This is a genomic window from Duganella sp. CT11-25 (assembly GCF_047302815.1).
GTDB lineage: Bacteria > Pseudomonadota > Gammaproteobacteria > Burkholderiales > Burkholderiaceae_D > Rugamonas.
On sequence record NZ_JBKBFD010000001.1, the window covers coordinates 2,485,506 to 2,507,327 of the forward strand.

The 21,822-nt window shown below is 65.7% G+C and carries 11 protein-coding genes; 5 read left to right on the forward strand and 6 right to left on the reverse strand.

Annotation, left to right across the window (positions count from 1 at the left end; all coding sequences use genetic code 11):
* Positions 1-7: 7 nt before the first annotated feature.
* The 4 genes from ACEN9F_RS10590 to ACEN9F_RS10605 all read right to left on the reverse strand — a co-directional run bounded on the left by ACEN9F_RS10590 (position 8) and on the right by ACEN9F_RS10605 (position 9,653).
* Entirely contained in the window at positions 8-1,456 is a 1,449-nt protein-coding gene (locus ACEN9F_RS10590; RefSeq protein WP_413419981.1) for a Gfo/Idh/MocA family protein, read from the reverse strand.
* Positions 1,457-1,623: 167 nt separating this feature from the next.
* Entirely contained in the window at positions 1,624-3,318 is a 1,695-nt protein-coding gene (locus tag ACEN9F_RS10595; protein ID WP_413419982.1) for a subtype B tannase, read from the reverse strand.
* A gap of 160 nt (positions 3,319-3,478) precedes the next feature.
* The gene (locus ACEN9F_RS10600) at positions 3,479-6,598 is read right to left on the reverse strand and encodes a glycoside hydrolase family 2 TIM barrel-domain containing protein (RefSeq protein ID WP_413419983.1); all 3,120 of its coding nucleotides are present in this window, start codon (positions 6,596-6,598) and stop codon (positions 3,479-3,481) included.
* A 73-nt stretch (positions 6,599-6,671) separates the two neighbouring features.
* The gene (locus ACEN9F_RS10605) at positions 6,672-9,653 is read right to left on the reverse strand and encodes a TonB-dependent receptor (RefSeq protein ID WP_413419984.1); all 2,982 of its coding nucleotides are present in this window, start codon (positions 9,651-9,653) and stop codon (positions 6,672-6,674) included.
* A 371-nt stretch (positions 9,654-10,024) separates the two neighbouring features.
* Here ACEN9F_RS10605 and ACEN9F_RS10610 point away from each other — a divergent pair, with 371 nt between their 5' ends.
* A complete protein-coding gene (locus ACEN9F_RS10610) occupies positions 10,025-14,476 on the forward strand; it encodes a discoidin domain-containing protein (protein WP_413419985.1) in 4,452 nt (1,483 codons plus the stop codon).
* Positions 14,477-14,488: 12 nt separating this feature from the next.
* The gene (locus ACEN9F_RS10615) at positions 14,489-15,106 is read left to right on the forward strand and encodes an NF038129 family PEP-CTERM protein (RefSeq protein WP_413419986.1); all 618 of its coding nucleotides are present in this window, start codon (positions 14,489-14,491) and stop codon (positions 15,104-15,106) included.
* A gap of 3 nt (positions 15,107-15,109) precedes the next feature.
* On the opposite strand, the gene ACEN9F_RS10620 is transcribed toward ACEN9F_RS10615, so the two are convergent.
* Positions 15,110-16,561 (reverse strand): hypothetical protein, encoded by a 1,452-nt coding sequence (locus ACEN9F_RS10620; protein WP_413419987.1) that lies wholly within the window; start codon positions 16,559-16,561, stop codon positions 15,110-15,112.
* A 21-nt stretch (positions 16,562-16,582) separates the two neighbouring features.
* Entirely contained in the window at positions 16,583-19,030 is a 2,448-nt protein-coding gene (locus tag ACEN9F_RS10625; RefSeq protein ID WP_413419988.1) for a family 43 glycosylhydrolase, read from the reverse strand.
* 114 nt (positions 19,031-19,144) lie between these two features.
* On the opposite strand from ACEN9F_RS10625, the gene kduI reads away from it, so the two are divergent.
* The 3 genes from kduI to ACEN9F_RS10640 are packed head-to-tail and all read left to right on the forward strand — an operon-like array spanning position 19,145 to position 21,821.
* Positions 19,145-19,993, forward strand: coding sequence for a 5-dehydro-4-deoxy-D-glucuronate isomerase (gene kduI, locus ACEN9F_RS10630; protein ID WP_413419989.1), 849 nt, complete (start codon positions 19,145-19,147; stop codon positions 19,991-19,993).
* Between the two features lie 8 nt (positions 19,994-20,001).
* Entirely contained in the window at positions 20,002-20,757 is a 756-nt protein-coding gene (gene kduD, locus ACEN9F_RS10635) for a 2-dehydro-3-deoxy-D-gluconate 5-dehydrogenase KduD (protein ID WP_413419990.1), read from the forward strand.
* Positions 20,754-21,821, forward strand: a complete 1,068-nt coding sequence (locus ACEN9F_RS10640) for a hypothetical protein (RefSeq protein WP_413419991.1) — start codon at positions 20,754-20,756, stop codon at positions 21,819-21,821. Before kduD ends, ACEN9F_RS10640 begins: the two co-directional genes overlap by 4 nt.
* The last annotated feature ends 1 nt before the right edge of the window (position 21,822 follow it).

Consider the following 21,822-nt stretch of genomic DNA (forward strand, 5'->3'; position numbering starts at 1 on the left):
CGCCCGCTCAGGGCATCTTGATCCTGAGCGGCATGGACACCGGCGCGCCGCGGTCGGGCATCGGCGCGCGCACCGGCGGCGTCAGGCCGGTGACCAGGTCGGCGATGCGGACCGAGGCGCCCTGCTCGAAGCAGCGGTTGGCCGCGATGCCGACCAGGCAGGAATAGGCGCCGGCGCGCTCGTCGGAGACGCGCTTGTACTTGTCGGCCGGCGCATCGCCGAAGATCTCCTCCAGCATCACGTCGTCGCCGCCGCCATGGCCGCCGGTGCCGGTCCAGGGTGCGATCTCGCGGACCGGGCCGCGCAGCGGGATGACGCGGGTGGTAACCTCGTTGCTCTTGCTCTGCACCGCGTTCGCCCCCGCCACCCCGGCCGATTCGACGATGCTGTGCTCCAGCCTGCCCTTGGTGCCGTTGAAGGCGATGTGGTAGCCCTCCCACGCATCGTAGGCCTGCAGCGCGTACTTGAGCTGCACGCCGTTGTCGTAGCGAACCATCACGCTCATGGTGTCCTCGATGTTGATCTCCGGCCGCCAGACGCACTGGTCGCGGAAATAGCCGTCGTGCTTCTCGTTGTCCAGATACAGCTCCTTCAGCCCCGGGTCCGCCGCCAGGTCGAAGTAGAAATTGCACTTGGCTTTCTCGGTGCAGGTCAGGCAGCGCTGGTGCGCGCCTTGCAGGCCCATGCGCCGCGCCATCTCCGGCGTGTAGAACTGGCGCGCGCCGAACGCGTGCACCAGTTCCGGCTGCGCGCCCAGCCACCAGTTGACCAGGTCGAAATGGTGGGTGGCCTTGTGCACCATCAGCCCGCCGGAATTGGCCTTGTTGCTGTGCCAGCGGCGGAAGTAGTCGGCGCCGTGCACGGTGTTGAGCAGCCAGGTGAAGTCGACCGACAGCACGTCGCCGATCTCGCCGCTCATCAGCAGGTCCTTGACCTGGGTGCGCGGCGGCGAATAGCGGTAGTTGAAGGTGACGCGGATATGGCGCCCGCTGCGCTTGACGGCGTCGAGGATGCGCTGGGCCTTCTCGGCCGTGGTGGTCATCGGCTTTTCGGTGATGACGTCGCAGCCGGCGTCCAGCGCGCGCACGATGTAGTCGTCGTGGCTGGCGTCGGTGGTGGTGACAATGACGAACTGCGGCCTGGTCTCGCGCAGCATGCGGTCGAAGTCGGCGGCCGCGTAGGCCACCGGCTGGCTGGCGCCGGTTTCGGCGATGCGCTTGACGGCCAGCGCGGCGCGGCCGGCGTTGCGGTCGCAGACGGCGACGATCTCGCCGCGGTCGCGGTATTTGCCGGTGACGGCGCGCGTGTACATGCGCGAGCGCGAGCCCACGCCCACCACGGCATAGCGTTTGCGGGCGTCCGCGCCGTAGGCGCCGGTCGCCAGCATCAAGCCGGCGGCGCCGGCCGCCTTCAGCACGGTCCGCCGGTCCACCGGTCCGAGTTTCTTATCGTTCATGCTGCGCTTCCCTTCACTGGTCTCTGCTGGTCAGGCGTGAAGATGGCTAGCCACCATCACGAGGATATATTGCGGGCATTGCTGCCCGAGAATATAGCCCCGGCCCGACAAACCGGCAAGACCAATTTAGGGATTGGCCAGACCAATCAAGAAAATGATCGAAGCGCTTACAGCCCTTTCGCCGTCGCCGCCTTCAGCGTCTGGGCGATCCAGGCCATCGCCTCGGGCACGTCGTAGTTGCCGGCGTGCGGCTGGTTCCAGGCCAGGCGATAGTTGAGGTCCGCCACCCTGGCGTCGACCGCCAGCGCGCGGCTGAGGTTGATCGACACGGTGAAGGCGGTGTCGCGGTCGCGCGTGCCATGGCGGACGTACCAGTACGGCGCCGTGCCGGCGCCGGTGCCGACATAGGCCATCGGGTTGATCAGCTTGACCTGGGCCAGCAGCGGCGTGGCCGGCAGCGCGGCATACTGGGTCCACGAGTAGCCGGTATCGGCATAGCCGATGCCATCGCCGGCGACATCGTTGTTGTCCCAGCCGTACTCGGTGAAGTTGGAATACACCTGCGCGCCGGTGCCGAACATATTCGACTCGCCGCTGGAGGCGGTGATGGTCAGGCCAGTCTGGTCGAACGACGGCGTGTTCTTCAGCGTGGCCTGGGTGGCGACGAACTTCAGGTACTTCTCCATGTCGACGGCCGTCACCTTCTTGGCCGCGTTGTCCACCGTGATCCAGTCGTTGGTATAGCTCTTGGTCACGGCCGCCGCGCCCATGCCGCTGCTATAGGTCATGGCCTCGCCGATGGCGGGGATGGTGCCGCCGGACGCCATATAGGTTTCGGCCGAATGGATCACCTCCGCCTTGATGGTCTCCAGCATGGTGGTGGCGGTCAGCGCCACGCCGCTGGAATTCTTCAGGCCCAGGCCGGCCTGATAGGCCACGAACTTCGCCATCAGTTCGGCGCTGCCCTTGGCGTTCGGCAGGCTGCCCACCGTCTGGCGCGTGTTCAGGATGTTGTACACCCACTCGTACGCCAGGTCCGCATTGCCCAGGTCCGTGATCGGGCAATACGCATTGATCGCGAGCACGTCGTCGCGCTGCGTGCTGCTGCCGTCCGCCGCCACGCCGGCGGCGCCGATGGTGGCGAGGTAAGGCAGGTAGTCGGCGCTGTTGCCCGATGCGCCGAGGATGGACGACAGGCCGCCACCACCGCTGGTGCCGTTGACGACGATGTGGTTGGCGTTGCCGGGCATGGCGGCGTCGTTGAGGCGCAGATAGCGCACCGCCGCCTTGGCGTCGACGATCGCGGTCGGAGACTTGCCCGCGTAGCTGCCGTCGGCGGCGACGATGCCGCGGCCGCGCGTGCCGACGTCGATATACACATAGCCGGCCTTGAGCGCGGCGCCGACGTTGCTGGTGCCGCTGACGAAGGTGGCGCCATCGGCGACGCTGGCCTTGACGTAGCTGGCCATCCAGCCGCTGTTGTTGACGGCGAAGTAGAGCGCGGCGTCCTGTCCGGCGGCGACGCTTTCAGGCACGTAGATATTCATGCTCTGGTAGCCGCACTGCGGATTGGCGAGCGTGGTGACCGCGCCGCCCATGCCGGTCTGCGTGCCGGCCATCAGGACCGGCTTGCCGACGTAACAGACTTCCTTGTACCAGCGCACCGGTGTCTTCACGCCGTCGATGGTGACATTGATCGTGGTGTACTTGTTCTTGTCGAAAGCCAGCGCGCTGTCGTACGCGCCTGCCTTGACAGCGGGCGTTGTGGTGGCCGTGGTGGTGGTGGCGTTGGTGTTGGTGTTGTCCGAGCCGCAGGCGGCCAGCGACATCAACAGGCAAGTGCCTATCGCAGTGCGTTTCATAAAGTCTCCAGTGTTATCAAATCCGGTTTTATCAATCCGCTGGCCAGGCGGGTGCGTTGCCGGCGGCATCGCCGCCGGCCACTCGGTACCGAAATGTTGAATGGAGTATATGTGCACCGCTTCGGCGCATCATTGCGTTTAGCTTCTTGCGCTACGCTTTCTACTTATCGCTCGTGCTCCTGTAAGGCGACACGGTAAAGCTGTATGTGGCCGGCGCCAGGCCGATGCGGTACTTCACATGCGGGCGTCCATCGAGGCTCCACCCCGTATCGCCGCCGACGCCCGCCTGCGCCATGTCGATCAGCAGCGAGCCGTCGCCGTGCGCGGCGATCTCCGAGCTTTTCCAGGTGCCGCGCGGACGCAGGTACAAGTCCTCGTACGGGAAGGCCAGGGCATTCACCGACAAGGGCTGGGCACCCGCCACGCGGACGCCGTCGCCCGCGCGGTCGAACAAGGCCAGCCAGCGCACGCCGGTCTTGTTGCCGCTTTCCTGCGGCCGGCTGTAGCCGTGGTACTGCTCCGCCACGCCGCCCTCGTACAGTCCCAGCGCATAGCCGGTCTGCCGGTCCGCATAGGATTCCTGTGGTCCCTTGCCGTACCAGCGCACGCGCTCCAGCGCGGCCGGCTGGTTGAAGCGCAGCCCAAGCCGCAGCGGATCCGGCAGGTCGTCGCGCAGCGGCGTGAAGCTGGCCGTCACGCGCAACTCACCGGCAGCCGACAGCGCGTACTCGGTTTCCCAATGCGCCGCGCCGGCGCCAAAGCTGTACAGCACCTTGACGCTGCCGGCGCCCATCGTCACGGCGCGCACCTGGCGCTGCTCGGTGAACTTCTTCCACACGCCGTGGCTCTTGTCGACGCCCGCGCCCTCGTCGTTGTCGGTCAGGCCGCGCCAGAAGTTGGGCGAGCCGCCGCCGAGCAGGCGCTTGCCGCCTGCGCTGTAGATGACATCTCCCGTCAGTGTATCGATGCGCAGCGCCACCGGGCCGGCAACAAGGCTGATGGCGTCGCCGTCGCGCGTCGGCTTGACCAGCGCCGCCGGGGCCTGCTTCTTCGCGGGCGCCAGCACGAACTGCGACCAGCCACCCACGCTGCCGGCGGCCACGCCCGGCGTCGACGCGCCGCGATAGCGCGCCCGCACGGTCAGCACCGCCTCGGCGCCCGCATGGCCGCCCAGCGCCGGCAGCTTGATCGGCACCTCCTGCCGGCCGCCGGCGGCGACGCGCACGCCGTCCAGCCGTCCCTGCGCCGACGGCACGCCGTCCAGCGCGATGTTCCAGTCGAAATCGAACTCGGACAGATCCTTGAAGTCATAGCGGTTCACCACCGTCAGCTTGCCGGACTTCGGATCGCCCTCGAACACCACCGGCGAATAGACTTTCTGCAGCTCGTAGTATTCCGGGTCCGGCGTGCGGTCGGAGCGCACCACGCCGTCGCCCACCACGCTGTTGTCGCCACGTGCGGGATTGATGTCGAAGCCCGAGGCCCAGTAAGGCCTGCCCTGCCGGTCCCTGGCATACACGGTCTGGTCGACCCAGTCCCATATAAAGCCGCCCTGCAGCTTCTTGTAGGAGCGGATCACCTTCCAGTAGTCCTCCAGGTTGCCCAGCGAGTTGCCCATCGCGTGCGCGTACTCGCACTGGATCATCGGCTGGCGGTAGCGCGGGTCCTGCGCGTAGTCCGCCATCTTCTCGATATCGTCGTACATGGGCGCGTAGATATCGACATAGCTGTTGGGCAGATGCTCCTCGCCCAGCGTGCCGTGGCCCAGATAGCTCAGCAACCGCGTCGGATCGTTGTCGCGCACCCACTGCGCGGCATTCTCGAAATTCGGGCCGGTGCCGGCCTCGTTGCCCAGCGACCAGGCGATCACCGAAGGATGGTTGCGGTCGCGCTGCACCATGCGCGAGACGCGGTCCAGGTGCGCCAGCTTCCAGTGCTCCTTGTAGCCCAACTGGATCGCGGCGCGTTTGGCCGGATCACCGGCCTTGTCGCCCAGCTCCATATAGCCGTGCGACTCGATGTTGGCTTCGTCGAAGATGTACATGCCGTACTGGTCGGCCAGGTCGTACCAGCGCGGGTCGTTCGGATAGTGCGAGGTGCGCACGGCGTTGATGTTGGCCTGCTTCATCAGCTCCATGTCCTTGCGCATGGACTCCATCGACATCACCCGGTAGGTGACCGGATCGTGCTCGTGGCGGTTCATCCCCTTGATCATCACGCGCTTGCCGTTGACGCGCACTTCGCCGTCCACCACCTGCACCGTGCGGAAGCCGATCTGGCGCGACGTCGCCGACACCAGCTTGCCGTCGCCGTCGCGGTACTCGACCAGCATGCGGTACAGCTTGGGCGTCTCGGCCGACCACGGCGCGACGCCGGCGACCACGCCCGCGACCGGCGCCGCCTTGCCAGCGGCGATAGCGCCCTTCCCGCTCAACACCAGGCGCTCGCCGTCGTACAGCGAGACCGCGATCTCGCCGCCGGACGGCTGCCCCGCCATCTCGGCGTCCAGGCGGAACTGGCCGCCGGCATCGGCCGTCACGCGGTAATCGCGCAGGCGCGCCTTCGGCTCCGCATACACATGGACGCTGCGTTCGATGCCGGACACGCGCCAGAAGTCCTGGTCTTCCAGGTAGGAGCCGTCGGCCCAGCGGTACACCTCGATGGCGATGGTGTTCTTGCCCGGCAGGACATAACGGCTCAGGTCAAACTCGCTGGGCAGCTTGGAGTCTTCGGAATAGCCCACCGCCTGGCCGTTGACCCACACGTAGTAGGCGGCGCCCGCCGCACCCACATGCAGGAAGACATCGCGGCCGCTCCAGTCGGCCGGCACGTCGAAGTCGCGCCGGTAGGAACCGACCTCGTTCAACTCGTGCGGGATCAGCGGCTCATTGGCGGGGAACGGATACTGGATATTGGTGAAGATCGGCAGCCCATAGCCCTGGGCCTGGATCATGCCCGGCACCTGGATAGATTTCCACGCGCCGACATCGAAGGCGGGCTGGTAGAAATCGCGCGGCCGCGCTTCCGGCGAAGCCGAATACGCGAACGACCAGGTACCGTCCAGCGAGCGGTAGTACCTGGACGCCGCCATCTCGCCGCGCAGCGCCAGTTCGCGCGTCTCGAAATTGAAGAAGGTGGTTTTCATCGGCTCGCGGTTGACCGCGACAATCTCGGGCTGCTCCCATTCGGCGCGCGGCGCCGGCGGGGTTTGCGCGGCCGCATGCGCCTGCGCGCACAGCGTCAGCACCGCCAACAGGATGGAGGACATGCGTTTGGACATGGGGACTTTCGAATGGGCGTTAAAAACGCGGACGGCGAGCCTGGGCTCGCCATCCACTCACTATCAGGTTACCTTACTTGCCGAACTTGTAGCGCATCGCCAGGCTGAAGGTACGGCCGTTGGCATAGTGCTGGCGCTCGATCCCGGTCTGGTAGGCGCCCGGTTCGCCGACGAAGCGGTTGAGCGCCTTGTCGAGGATGTTGGAGGCGTTGAACGACAGCGTGAAATTGTCGTCGATGTTGTAGTTGAGCGAACCGTCCAGGATGCCGGTGGCGGCGATGCCGCGCGCGTCGATCGGATTGGCCGACGCGCCGAACAGGATGGAGTCCGAACGCCAGGTGTAGACCAGGCGGCCCGACCACTTGGCATCCTCGTACATGCCGGAGACGCTATAGCTGTTCTTGGACTGGAAAGGCTGGATCGAATCGACCACGCGCGGCGCGGCGGCGGTGCCGAAGTTGACCGGGTTGGACGTCTTCACGTAGGTGTAGGAACCGGCCACGCCGAAGTTCTTCAGCGGCGCGGCGAAGCTGTCGAAGAAGTACTGGCCCGCCACCTCCACGCCGCGCGCATAGCCCTTCTCGGAGTTGACCGACTTGGTCATCTGGTACTGGCCGCCGCTGCAGTTGTTGCTCTGGTTGCCGCTGTACGCGGGCACGCCGGCGATGGTCTGGCATTCGACGATGCCGTTGAAGAAGCCGTCGATCTCCTTGTCGAAGATCGCCGCCGACACGTAGTTGGTCTTGCTGAAGTAGCGTTCCAGCGACAGGTCGAAGCTGTTGGCGGTCTGCGGCCGCAGGTCCGGGTTGCCGATATTGCCGGTGCCGGTGACGGGATTGACCGTGATGCTCGGGTTCAGCTGGTCGATCGGCGCGCGCGTCAAGCCCTTGCCGTAGCCAAAGCGGGCCAGGAAGTCCGGCGTGATGTAGCCGGTCACGTTCAGCGACGGCAGCGCGTTGTTGTAGGAGGTGTTGGACGCGGTTTGCGTGTACACGCCCGCCGTGGCCAGGGCGTTCATGGCGATGGCGCGGGTCTCCGTGCGCACCACGCGCACGCCGGCGTTACCGGTGATGCGATCGTCCAGCAAGGAGAATTCGCCCATCACGTAGCCGGCCAGCGTGTTCTCGCGGAAGAAGCGGCGCGCGCCGACGTTTTCCACGTAGGCGTTTTCCAACGGGATGCCGGCTTTAGGGAAGAGCGCGGAGACCTGGTTGCCCAGCAGCGCGCCCGGCGCGTACACCACGTAGCCGCCGGCGTAGCCGGCGTCGCCGTCCATGAAGTTGGTCGGCGACTGCTGGGTCACGCCCAGCGTATCGGCGGAAATGCCGTTGCTGCGGGCCGCGTTCAGCGGCAGGCCGTCGGTCGTCAGCGCCTTGCCGGCGAAGCTGTAGCTGTTGTACTGGCTTTCCTGGCGCGCATAGCGGGTGCCGAACTTCACGGTGCGCAGGAGGCCCTCGCCCACCGTGTATTTGCCGCTGATGGCGCTGGCGTTGCCCTTGTCGTCCCACCGCTGGTTGGTGCCGTTGGCGTAGTCGCGGAACACGAAGTTCGAGGCGTCGCCCAGGTTCGGGCCCGAGAAGTTGAGCTGGTGCGGCGCGCCGTCGGCCAGGCGCGTGGTGCTCCAGTACAGGCCCGCCTTCGAATCCATGTTGACCGAACGGTTGTCCTGGTCCTTCTTGGACTTGATGTAGTTGAACTCCGCCTTGATCGCCAGCTCGGGAGTCGGATTCCAGTCGGCGCCGCCGGCGGCGATCCAGGTGGTGTAAGGCGTATGCTCGTCGCCGCCGACGGTGTTGACGGTGGAGTTGAGGAAGGTGCCGCCCAGCAGGCGCTTGGTGGCCAGCACGTCGTTGCTGCCGCCGTTGATATTGCGGTTGGCCAGGCCCTCGGTAAAGGCGAACGGCGTGGTGGTCAGGTTCTGCACGTTGGCGCCGTCGACCGAGTTCAGGCCGCGGTAGTTCTGGTGGTACAGGTAGTAGGTGTAATTGAACTCGGTGAAGAAGCGCAGCGTGTTGTCGTGGCGGTAGTCGGCGGCCAGGTTCAAGCCCCGGCGCACCCGCATGATGGTTTCCTGGAAGGCGTTGTTGCTGATGGCGGGCGCGGTCATGACGTTGGCGGCCTGCTCGGCCGTCAGGCCGGTCAGGTCGGGCGTATAGGCGCCGACGGTGGACGACACCGCCTTGGTCGGCACGTTGGCCAGGTAGTTGACGTCGCTGCGGCCGACATAGCTGGCCATCGGCAGGCCCGGATTGTTGGCGGTATTGGCGGCGGCCATGGCCTGGTATTCGGCGCTGTCGGCGCGCACCGCGCGCTTGAAGTTGGCGCCGCCGTTGGCCGGGTTGTTGTCCGAACGGCCGGTGCTGCTCTGGTACACGGCAGCGGCCATCACGCCCAGCTTGCCGCCGCCCTCCAGGTTCCATTTGTTGGCGACCAGGCCGAACAGCTCGGGATCCTTTTCCTTGGCCAGGTCGTTGTAGCGGCCGGACACGCCCACCGACACGGTCGGGCCCTTGAAATCGCTCGGGTTGCGGGTGCGGATATTCACCAGGCCGCCGATGCCGCCTTCGATGTGCTCGGCCGACGGATTCTTGTAGACGTCGACGCCGGCGATCATGGCCGGAATCGCGCCTTCGATATTGTATTCGCGGCCGCCGGCCGTGAAATAGGCGCGGCCGTTGACCTGCGACGCCGTCTGGCCGGACAGGCCGCGGATGGTCAGGCCGGAACCGACGCCGACCGGCGAGGCGCCCTCGCCGCCATAACGGTAGCCCTGCACGCCGGGAATCCGGGTCAGGGTTTCAGCGACGTTGGGGTCCGGCAGTTTGCCGATGTCTTCGGCGGTGATCGAATCGACGATTTCGACCGAGTCCTTCTTGATCGCCGTCGAGCTGCGGGCGCTGGCGCGCATGCCGGTCACCACCACGGTCACGTCCTGCGCCGCATCCTGCCCCTGGGCTTGTCCCTGCGCCAGCGCACACGGCGCAACGAACAGTCCTTGCGCTACGGTCAACGCCAGCGCGGAAACCGGCAGCGTGTGCTTGATCTTCATCTTCATTTGATATCTCCGTTGTTGTGTAATCCGCGCTTTGTGCGCGTGATGGGGCAGTGCCGCCCCTTTTTCTTGTCGCGTATCGGATAATCCATCAAGGCAAGTTATCGATAACAGAATTGATGGTATCACATCCTTTTCAGATGTCCACCAGTTTTTTTGTTATCGATATCTCGACGCTCGGTTGTAGCTTGGAAGCCACAACCCACCTATGCAAATTCGATATGGATGGCCGCAAAAACGCTATACGACGAGAGCGCGGCAGTTGCCTAAACTGCGATACAGCTGTCGGTCGATGCCGCATTTTTTTTCATTTAAATTGTTATCGATAACAGTCAGCTGAAATTCCCAAACGATTAAAAAGAGAAGGAGACCCAATGAACAGGCTAATACTATTCGCTCTATCGCTAAGTTTGCTTGCCTGTGGCGCGGCCGACGCGGCCAACGCCATCCAAACGCTGGCCACCAGCTACCAGCCCGCCATCACCGAAACCACGGACGCCAGCGGCTTCAAGCACCCCGGGGTCGGACTGACCAAAGACGTCCTGGAAAACATGCGCGCCCAGGTGCTGGCGCAAAAAGAACCATGGAATACCCACTTCAACCAAATGACGCTGTCGTCGTCGGCGGCGAAGACGGTCACCTCCAGCAACCAGAGCGGCGCCAATCCTGACGTACCGGGCACCTACGCCTTCAACAGCCAGGGCGTGGAGTCGAAATTCATCGCCGACTCCCTCAAGGCCTATACCCAGGCGGTGCTCTACTATGTGACCGGCGACGACACCTACCGCGCCAACGCCCTGCACATCATCCGCATCTGGTCGCAGATGGATCCGGCACAGTATGCGTACTACGTCGATGCCCACATCCACTCCGGCATCCCGCTCAACCGCATGACCGCCGCCGCCGAGATCCTGCGCTACACCAGCACGCAGACCCCGGCGCTGGCCTGGACCGAACAGGATACGCTGGCCTACACCACCAACCTGATCACGCCGGTCATCGAGACGCTACAGCACAGCAACGCCTACTTCATGAACCAGCATCTGTACCCGCTGATCGGCGCCATGTCCGGCTATATCTTCACCGGCAACCGCGAGCGCTACAACGAGGGCGTCGAATGGTTCACGGTGAACAAGACCGCCATCGACCAGGGCCAGAACGGCGCCATCAAGCAGCTGTTCCGGCTGGTGGACAAGAACGACCTGACCGGCGAGGCGGTCGATCCGCCGGTGGTCCAGCACGTGGAGATGGGCCGCGACCAGGCACACGGCGCCGGCGATCTCACCAACATGGAAATCCTGGCGCGGTTGCTGATGGGGCAAGGCACCAAGGTCGATCCGGTCGAGGGCACCGCCTCCACCGCCCCCAACGCCGTCGGCCCCTACGAGTTCCTCAACGACCGCATCCTGGATGCCGCCGAATACTTCGGCACCTATATGCTCGGCTACGACACGCCATGGGTGCCGACCGCCGCGCACACCGACGCCAGCGGCAATCCCACCATCATCTACAAGCAGCTGGCCAGCGCCTATCGCGGCCGGCTGACGCAGAATACCTGGGAACTGTACTACTACTATAAATATGCGCGCGGCGTGAACATGGAACAGCGCGCGCCGAACTTCACCAAGATCTATTCGCAGCGCGTGTCCTACAACTGGGATGGCGTCGACGGCGGCGGCGATTTCTGGATCTTCATGCCGCAGGCGGTGCAGGCCGAGGGCGCGAAATACCTGGTCAAGCCCATCGTTGAACCGTATCGCGAATTCGAAGACCGCTTTACAGCGCTCGACGCCAACTCGCTGGCGAAACTGGAGGGCTCCACCGGCTACGTGGAGGTCAGCGCGACACCGGCCGGCAGCAAGCTCGCCCTGGTCGGCTACGCCAACGCCGCGCGCAGCGTAGCGTTCCGCGTGCGCACCAACGGCACCGCGACCGTCGACGTCTTCGGCGACACCATCACCCTGCCGGACACCAAGGGCCAGTGGCGCTATGTGGCCTACGCCTTCAACGCCTACCAGGGCTTCGGCGACCTGGTCTACCTGACGGTCAAGGGCGCGGGCACCACCGTGCAGTTCGACCACGTGAACATCCAGGCTTCCACCCTGCTGACGCCGCCGGCCTTCAACGCCGGCGGCGCGGAACTGACGCTGTACACGTATGCAGGCTCCAGCGCCGCGCTCAGCTACGATTTCTCGGCCACCGACAGCAACGCCAGCGACGTGCTGAGCTACCAGGCCGACAATCTGCCGCAGGGCGCGCTCTTCAACGCCGGCACCGGCGCCTTCTCCTGGCTGCCAACGCAACCGGGCACTTATGCCTTCGTGATCAGCGCATCCGATGGTGCGACCGTGACCTCGAAGCGCGTGCGGATCACCGTCGGCGCCGACCGCCAGGCCGCGGTCACCGCCGCCATCGCCGCGTACCAGCCAACCGCGGTGTATATCGCCTCCACGCTGGCTGCCTACAACAGCGCCTATGCCGACATCATGGCGGTGATCTCCAGCGCCAGCGACACCGTCTTCGGACAGAAGCTGACGGCCTTGAGCAGCGCTGTGGCTGGACTGCGCCAACTGACGCCGCTGCTGGCCGACGGCAGCATCGACTACACCAACATGCTGGCCACGTCGACCTTCGGCACGGAAGTGCCCAAGGCGCTGGACAACTCGCCCGATACCTTCGTGGTCTACACCAGCGCGCAGAACCTGACGCATACGCTGGACTTCGGCCCCGACTTCACCATCTCGGCCAACAGCTTCGCGCTGCAGGTGCGCGCCAGCTTCCCCGAGCGCATCGGCGGCGTGACCATCTACGGCTCCAACGACAAGGATGAGTGGACGCGATTGACGCCTGGCCTGACCAGCGTCACCGAAGACATGCAGACGCTCGACGTGCAGGAAGACCTGCGCGCCCTGCCGTTCCGCTTCCTGAAGATCCAGATGATCGAGCCGTCCAGCACCTTCCTGGAACTGTCGGAGTTCCACATCTTCGGCGAACGGCACGAGACCGTCAACAAGCTGGCGGCGGTATCGATCGCCTCCGACCAGGCGCTGAAGAACCGCATCGTCCTCGGCAACACGGTCAAGCTGACGTTCAAATCGACCGCGCCGATCAACACGGTACGCGTGGCGATGCTGGGCCAGGCGGCGACGGTCGCCAGCAGCGATAACCTGAACTGGACCGCGACCTGGGTGGCCGGAGGCGGCGTAGCGCCGGGCGCAGTGAAGTTCAAGCTCGATTACAAGACAGCCGAAGGCGTCGACGCGACCACCACCCTGTTCACCACCGACGGTACTTCGCTGTACATCGCCGACCAGTCGGCGCTGATCGTCAATCCGCCGGCGATCGCGGCGCTGCAGGATTCCAGCGGCAGGAACCAGGCCGACCTGCTGGCCACGGTCAACCTGCTGTTCGATGCCAACCTCACTACCTTCACCGATTTCCGCCTCAACGGCAGCGGCGCCGGCGGCTACGTCACCTTCGACTTCAAGGAAGGCGGCACGGCCACGCTGTCCAGGGTGGAGATCCTGGCTCGCCAGGACAGCTTCTACACCCGCATCAAGGGCACGGTGGTGCAAGGCTCGAACGACAATGCCAACTGGGACACCATCTCCACCACCGCCATCTCGACGGCGGACTGGCAGACCCTGGCCATCGCCAACCCGCAGCCTTACCGCTACATCCGCATCCTCAACGGCAGCAGCTGGTTCGGCAACATGGCGGAATTGCGGCTGCATGGCGTGGTGGCGTCGTCCAACAAGATCGCCTCGGCCTCGATCGGCTCCACTCAGGCATTGAGGAACCGCATCGTGCCGGGCAACACCGTCAAGCTGACCTTCGCCGCCAAGGAGGCGATCAACAACGTCAGCGCGACGATCCAGGGCCAGGCCGCCACGGTCAGCAGCACCGACAACATCAACTTCACGGCCAGCGCAACGCTGGGCCAGGGCGTGGCCACCGGACCGGTCACCTTCGCCATCCGCTACAAGCAGCAGAACGGCGCGGACGGCTTGCCGAACTCCGGCACCACCGACAGTTCGTCGCTGGTGCTGGTCGATGAAGCCGATGTGATACGCAACGTGACCAGTATCGCCACGCTGATCGATTCCACCTCGGGACGGACGGCGGCAACCACCTTGAGCAATGCGGCCGCGCTATTCGACGGCAACCTGGCGACGCTGTCGGACTTCCGCATCGGCGCCAATAATTCCGGCGTGGGCAGCTACATCACGTTCGACTTCAAGGCGGGCAACCAGGTCACGCTGGCCAGCGTCGAACTGGCGGCGCGGCAGGACAGCAACTACGCGCGCATCAAGGGCGCAGTCATCCAAGGCTCCAACGACAACGCCAGCTGGACCACGCTCACCGCGCCGGCGGCTTCCACGCTGGACTGGCAGACCCTGGCCGCCGGCGGCGGCGCCTACCGCTACCTCCGCATCTACAACGCCGGCACCTGGTTCGGGAATATGTCGGAGGTGCGCTTCCACGGCGCCGTCGCGACGCCGCCGGTGCTGCAGGACGTCAGCGCCGGCGTGCGCATGACGCAGCAAGGCGCGACGCTCAACCGCGCCACCGGCAAGTACGCCGGCGGTGTCACGCTGACCAACACCGGCGGCGCGGCGCTGGCAGGCCCGTTGCGACTGGTGCTGGGCGGCCTGACCAGCGGCGTCGGCCTCGACAACGCCAGCGGCGCCAACGCGGGCGTGCCGTATGTCGCCATCGCCGGACCGCTGGCCGCCGGCGCCACCGTCAACGTGGCGCTGAGCTTCAGCAATCCGAACCGCACCGTGGTCAGCTACACCCCGGCCCTCCAGCAAGTTCTCAACTAAAGGATAACCATCATGCACTCTACTATTCCCTCCCTGCTGCGCCGCCTGGCGCTGGCCGCGGCGCTGCTGGCAGGCGGCGCGGCCAGCGCCGGCACCCTCCATGTCGCCATCGACACGGCCGGCCTGGGCGCCGCCAGCGGCTACCTCGACATGCAACTCAGCGCCAGCGCCGGCGTGCCGCTGGCGACCGCCGTCATCAGCAACCTTGTCGGCTTCGACAGCGCGGCCTATATCGACTCCTGGGGCGTCACGGCGGCCAATGGCGGCTACCAGTTCCGCAACGACACCTCGAATGACCTGTTCCATGCGGTGACGTTCGGCGGCGTGCTGTCGTTCGACCTGACGTTCAACGGCGAGCCGGATCCGCTGACGCGGTATGTCAGCCACTTCGTGATCTCCGCCTTCAACGACAGCATCGCGCCGCTGGGCAGCTACAACCCGGTGACCGGCGCGCTGGCGGACTTCAGCTGGACGCCGGGCCTGAGCGCGCAGCAGGCCGGAACGGTAGGGGTGGCGATTTCGGATGCGCGGGTCGCCGTGGTGCCGGAACCGGCCGCGTGGATGATGATGGGATTGGGATTGATGGCGATGACGGCGGCGGTGCGCCGCCGTCGGGGTCCGGACGCCTGATCGTTACTTGAAGCTGACGCCCTCGACAAACGGCCCGATATCGAGCACGTTGATTTCGGGGGCCGTCAGCTTGCGCCCGCCCACGGTGACATTATCGATGACGATGTTCTTGACCTTGCGCTGCGCATCGTAGCCGTACATGACCGAGGCGCTGGGCGCGCCCTCTCCCGTAAAGCTGATATTCTTCAGCAGGATATTCTCGATGCCGCGCCCCGGGCTGGTGTTGTACTTGGGCGTATAGGCGATGTGCAGGTTGAACAGCTTGCCCTCCTCGATGCGCTCGACGCGGATATCCTCGAACGTCACGTCGCGCACCAGGTTGTCGTCGCCGGCCATGATGCCGATCGCTCCCTCGTACTCCGGGTCGTCCTCGTCGTGATCGAGGATGTCGATATTGCTGAAGCGGATGCGCTCCAGCACTTCAGGCTCGGGATGGGCCGGCGTCGGCGTGTTGCCGTGGATGCCGATCATGACCGCGTGCGCGATATCGGCCCACAGCGTCGAATCCTTGACCACGATGTCGCGCGTATTGCCCCAGATATCCCAGCGGTGGTTGTACAGCGTGATGCTGTCGTCGGACGTGCGGACAAAGCTGTCGGCCACGGTCACGCGCTCGCAGGCGAAATGTCCCAGGCCGTCCGACCACTTGCCTCCGCCGATGGTGCGGATGTTGCGCTCCTCGATATCCTGCGACGTGATGCAGCGCATGGTGCCATACGGCTGGTTGATGAAGATCGGGCCGTCGATCACCACATGGCGTGAATCCTTGATGGTCGTCATATCGACGCCGTCGAACAGGCCGTCGCTGATAACCTTGACGTTCTCCACGCCGTTGATCACCAGCGGCTTTTTCAGCAGCGCCGAACCGTCGATGTAGACGGTGGTGTTGGAGCGGACGTTGAACTCGCCATCATGCACGCCGGGGCCGAAGTACACCACCGGCTGCGTGAAATCAGGCGGCGTACCCCTGCCGATCGGCTCATTGGCCGCGCGCGGTGGCGCGGCCGGCATGTCCTTGCGGATCGCGTGCGTGAACAGGTGCAGGTTGTGCAGGCGGTCGTCGTCGAACTCAATGCTCAAATTCTCCGGGCGCGTCAGCGTGAAGTACGCGGTATGGCCGCGCACCACCGGCTTGATGCCCTTGCCGGACGGCCGGACCTTCACTTCGCTGAAGCGGCCGTTGTTCTTCTGCACAGCCACTTCAACCGGGCCGTCGAAATTGAAATAGACCATGGAGGCGTCGCTGGGATTGTCCAGGTCGACCTTGACCTTGTATTCGTACAGGTCCTGCCAGACGCCGCCCGGCGTGCGCACGCGCACCGTGTAGTCGTCGTTGTGATGCGTGTAGCGCACCGCCTCCACGAACGGGAACACCTGCAGCTGCGATGGCGCTGCGGCGGCCGGACCGGCAGCCAGGAACAGCGCGGCGACGGCGCTGGCGATTCGAATATTCATATACTGTCTCCTTGTTGTATTTTATTGGCCGACACGGAAGTAGTCGACATCGATATAGGACTGCCGGTCCGGCGCGCCCTCTGCGGCCAGGCTCATCAAACCGACCTGTGCCCCTACCCAGCGGCCCGCCACGGCCTGGAAGGGTTTGCCCGCCGGCGTGTAGGCCACGCCATCCAGGCTGTACGAAAACTGCACCTGCGCGCCCTCCTCCACCCGCGCGCGCAGGTAGACCGGGCCCTTGACCGCCACCGGCAACGGCTCGACACGCTCCTCGCAGGTCAGCGCCGGCGTCTCACAGCGTGACAACGCCAGCTGCGTGACGCCGCCGCTCCGGCGCAGTCCCAGCCACGCATACTGCACGCCGAGCACCACCAGGCCGGCGCGCTGCAGCCCGGCGCCGTGCGGCTCTATCTTCGTCTCGACGGTGAACGACGGAGCCGGGAATTTTTGCGTCAGCACCGAGGGCGCCATCCGCACGCTGGCCGCAGCCGGCTGCGCGTACAGCCGCAGGTAGCCGCGCCGCGCGTCGAGCGTGTGCCAGCCCTTGGCCGGATTCGCGTTCCACTGCCATTGCAGGCCGAGGCGCGGCGACGCAAACTCGTCGCCGGTCGGCGGCACCAGTATGCCGCGCTCCTTGCCGGCGGGCTTGTCGTAGCTCTCCACCGGCTCGCCGACGCCCGACTGTCCCGCATCGGCGCCGATCACCGGCCAGCCGTCGCGCCAGCGCATCGGCTGCAGGTGCACCACGCGGCCGTATGCGCCCTTGTCCTGGAAGTGCAGGAACCAGTCCTTGCCATCGGCGCCATCGATCCAGGCGCCCTGGTGCGGCCCGTTGATGGCCGAGGTACCGCGCGCCATCACGATCTTGTCCTCGTAGGGTCCCTCGATACTGCGCGAACGGAACACCGACTGCCAGCCCTGCTCGACGCCGCCGGCCGGAGCGAACACGTAGTAATAGCCGTTGGCCTTGTACAGCTTGGGGCCTTCGATGGTGTGATAGCCCGGCAGCAGGTCGCCGTTGATGATGTCCTTGCCGCGCGTGTCCAGCAACGCGGTGGCGTCGGGGTTCATGCCGCGCAGCGTCAGGATGTTGTTGATACCGGAACGGCTCTTGGCCCAGCCGTGGACCAGCCACGCCTTGCCGTCGTCGTCCCACAACGGCGCCGGGTCGATGATGCCCTTGCCCGGCAACAGCAGATGCGGCTCGCTCCACGGACCGCCGAACTGGTTCGCCGTCATCACGTACACGCCGACATCGGGGTCGGGATAGAAAATCCAGAACTTGCCTGCGTGATGGCGCAGCGCCGGCGCCCACACGCCCTTGCCCGGCTGCGGCGTGGCGAATACCGCCGCCGGCGGCAAGGCGGGCAGCGCATGGCCGACGAGCTCCCAGTTGACCAGGTCCGACGATTGCAGCAGCGGCAGCCCGGGCGTGTTGCTGAAACTCGACGACACCATGTAGTACATATCGCCGACGCGGATCGCGTCCGGATCGGCATAGTCGGCGTGCAGCACCGGGTTCTGGTAGCGGCCATTGCCCAGGTCCGCCACCCACGGCGCGCGCGGCGTGCCGGGGACGCGGCGCATTTTCCCGTCGGCGTCGTACTTAATTTCCTCGACCAGGATGGAGCGCTTGAAGCTATCGCCGCCCGGCAGCACAGCGTCATGGTAGAACAGGTAGCTGCGGCCGTCGTGTTCCAGGATGGCCTGGTGATTGGTCGATATCTTCAGGTAGTCGATCAGCACGCCCTTGTAGGTGAAAGGGCCCAGCGGCGAAGCGGCGGTGGCATAGACGATCTGCCCGGGCCAGCCGGTGGAAAAGGAGAAGTAGTAAATTCCCTTGTGCGCATGCAGGAACGGCGCCTCGCCATACGCCCTCTTCTCCGGCATGCCCTTGAGCGCGACATCGCGTATCGCGCCAACCGTGCGGCTCAGGTCCGGCGCCAGCTCCACCACCTTGGGCGTGCGCGTGCCGAAGTACAGATAGATACGCCGGTCCTTGTCGACAAACACGGCCGGATCAATCGGTTCGGCACCGGCATTGCCGTCGCGCGGCGTCTCCACCAGGGGCTTGCCGATCACGTCGACGAACGGCCCCTCCGGGTGATCGCTGACCGCCACGCCAATCTGCTTGCCGCCCACCGGCGCGAAAAAGTAGTATTTTCCGCCGTATTCGAGGGCCTCCGGCGCCCAGGCCTTGGCGCCCGGCGCGGCCCATTTGAATATGCTGGCCGCCATGAACGGGCCGTGGTCCTTCCAGTTTTTCAGGTCGGGCGACGTCAGCAGGCGCCATTGCGTCGAATCCCAGTATTTACCGGAATTGTTCTGATCATCCGTCGCATAGACATAGTACTGGCCCCCAAAGTAGTGCGGCGACGGGTCGGCGCTGAAGCTCTTGGAAATCACGGTCTGCGCACCGGCCAGCATGGGAAGCAGCGCCAGCATCAAACCACAGGTAGTCGCTTTCAATACGGTCTCCTCAATAGTTTTGCTTGTTATCGATAACAGCTTACTGTAATATTTGATGAAAAGATAGTCCGGCGTTGGCACAAGCGCCAGGCAGACACCATCAGGAGACCGACCATGTACGAGAAAATCTTCCACGCCACCCATCCGGACATGATGGCAGGCGTCAGCAACGAGCAACTGCGCGACCGTTATTTGATCAACCAGCTGTTTGTCGCCGACAAAATCAAACTCAACTACTCCCACCATGAGCGCTTTGTCGTCGGCGGCGCAGCGCCGGTGACGCAGGCTATCATGTTGCCACGCCACACGGAACCGGCCTCGGCGGCCGGCCAGCCCTTCCTCACGCGCCGCGAACTGGGCATCATCAACGTCGCCGACGGCGACGGCATCGTCACCGTCGATGGCGAGCGGTTCGAGCTGGCGCCGCTGGACGGCATGTACATCCCCATGGGCTGCGCCGACGTCACGTTCGAATCGGTGGACGGCAACCGCCCCGCGCGTTTTTACCTGGTCTCGACACCGGCGCACGCACGCTTCGAGTTAAAGAAAATTACGCATGCGCAGGCGGTGCCGCTGCAACGCGGCAGCGCCGAAACCTCGAACGCGCGCACCATTTACCAGTACGTGATTCCGGGCCTCTGCGAATCCGCCCAACTGCTGCTGGGCCTGACGGTGCTGCAAACCGGCAGCGTCTGGAACACCATGCCGCCGCACCTGCACGACCGACGCTCCGAGGTGTACTTCTATTTCAAGTTGAGCGAGTCCGAACGGGTATTCCATTTCATGGGCGAGCCGGACTCCGCGCGCCACATCATCGTCGCCAACGAGGAGGCGGTCATGTCGCCGCCGTGGTCCATCCACATGGGCTCCGGCACCGCCAACTACACCTTCATCTGGGCCATGGGCGGGGAAAACCTCGACTATACCGACATGAACGTGCTCGATATCTGCCAGCTGAAGTAGGAGCCGCCATGTCCAATCTGTTTAATCTGGCCGGCAAAACCGCCCTGGTCACCGGCGCCAACACGGGGCTGGGACAGGCGATCGCCGTGGCGCTGGCCGAAGCCGGCGCCGACATCGTCGCCGCCGGCCGCAGCGCGGCGGACGACACCGCGGCGCAGGTGCGGGCGCTGGGCCGGCGCTTCCTGTTCGTGCCGGCCGATTTCGGCTCGACCGAACCGCTGCAAGGGGTGGCCGACGCCGCCATCGCCTTCAACGGCGGCATCGATATCCTGGTCAACAACGCCGGCACCATCCGCCGCGCCGACAGCCTCGACGTCACCGAGGAAGACTGGGACGCCGTCGTCAACACCAACCTGCGCTCGGTGTTCTTCCTGTCGCAGGCGCTGGCCAGGCACATGGCCGAACGCCGCAGCGGCAAGATCATCAACGTCGCCTCGCTGCTGTCGTTCCAGGGCGGCATCCGCGTGCCTGCCTACACCGCCAGCAAAAGCGCGCTGGCCGGCATGACGCGCGCGCTGGCCAATGAATGGGCGGCGCTGGGCATCAACGTCAACGCCATCGCGCCCGGCTACTTCGAGACCAGCAACACCGCCGCGCTGCGCGAAGACGCCGACCGTTCGGCGGCGATCCTGGCCCGCATTCCGGCCGGCCGCTGGGGCCGTCCCGACGACCTGGCCGGCGTCGCCGTGTTCCTCGCCAGCCGTGCCAGCGACTATGTGCATGGCGCGGTCATGCCGGTCGACGGCGGATGGCTGGCCCGATGATGCGCTCGACGACGCATGCCACTGATGCTGTCGCGCCGGGCAACGCCGGCCGCGGCTGGCGTTTGAGCTGGGACCACGGCAGCGCCGAGGTGCAGCCGCTGGGCGGCATGCTGGGCCCCGTCAGCCTGCGCCTGGACGACGAGCGCGAACTCGACCTGATGCACGTGGCGCCGTGGGCAGGCACCACCAGCGCGGCCGGCCTGCCGGGGGTGCTGCGGCGCCTGCGCGGCGAATGGCCGTGCGTGCCCTTCGGCCGCGCCGACACGCCGTCCAACCTGCCGCCAGGCTGGCGCACGCACGCCAGCGACGACGGCTGGATGCACGGCTACGCCGCCAACCAGCGCTGGACCTGCATCGAAGCGAACGCGCTGCGCGTGCACCTGGCGATCGACTATCCGGCCGACAGCGCCATCGCCCGCATCGAGCGGGTGATCGCCGCCGATCCGAACGCGCCCGCGCTCGACATCAGCCTCAGTATCTGGGCGCGCCGCGCCGCGCGCGTGCCGGTGGGCCTGCATCCAACCTTCCGCATTCCACCGGCGCCGGGGCGGGTACAGGTGGCGCTGGGCGACCATGCCGGCATCCACAGCTACCCGGCCTGCCCGCCCGGCGCCGTCTCGCGGCTGCTGCCGGACATGCAATCGGCCACGCTATCGGCGCTGGCCGGCGTCGACGGTCCGCTCGACCTGTCGCGGCTACCGCTGGCCATGCCGGCCGAGGAACTGGTGCAGGTACGCGCCTTGAACGGCACCGGTGGCCAGCCGCCGTTCGCGCTGCACTACCTCGACTACGACGCCAGCGTCGGCATGTGGTGGGACACGGATCAGCTGCCGGACCTGATGCTATGGATGAGCAACGGCGGCCGCATCAACTACCCGTGGATGAGCCGCCACCTGGCGATCGGCGCCGAACCGCTCAACAGCCTGTTCGACCTGGGCCGGGTGGCGCAGGCGCCGGCTGGGCATCCGCTGGCCGACCGCCTCGGCCTGGCGCTGCACCCCGACCAACCGTGGCACACGCGCTACCGCATCGCGGCGTGGCCGAACGCCCGCCAAGGAGACTGAC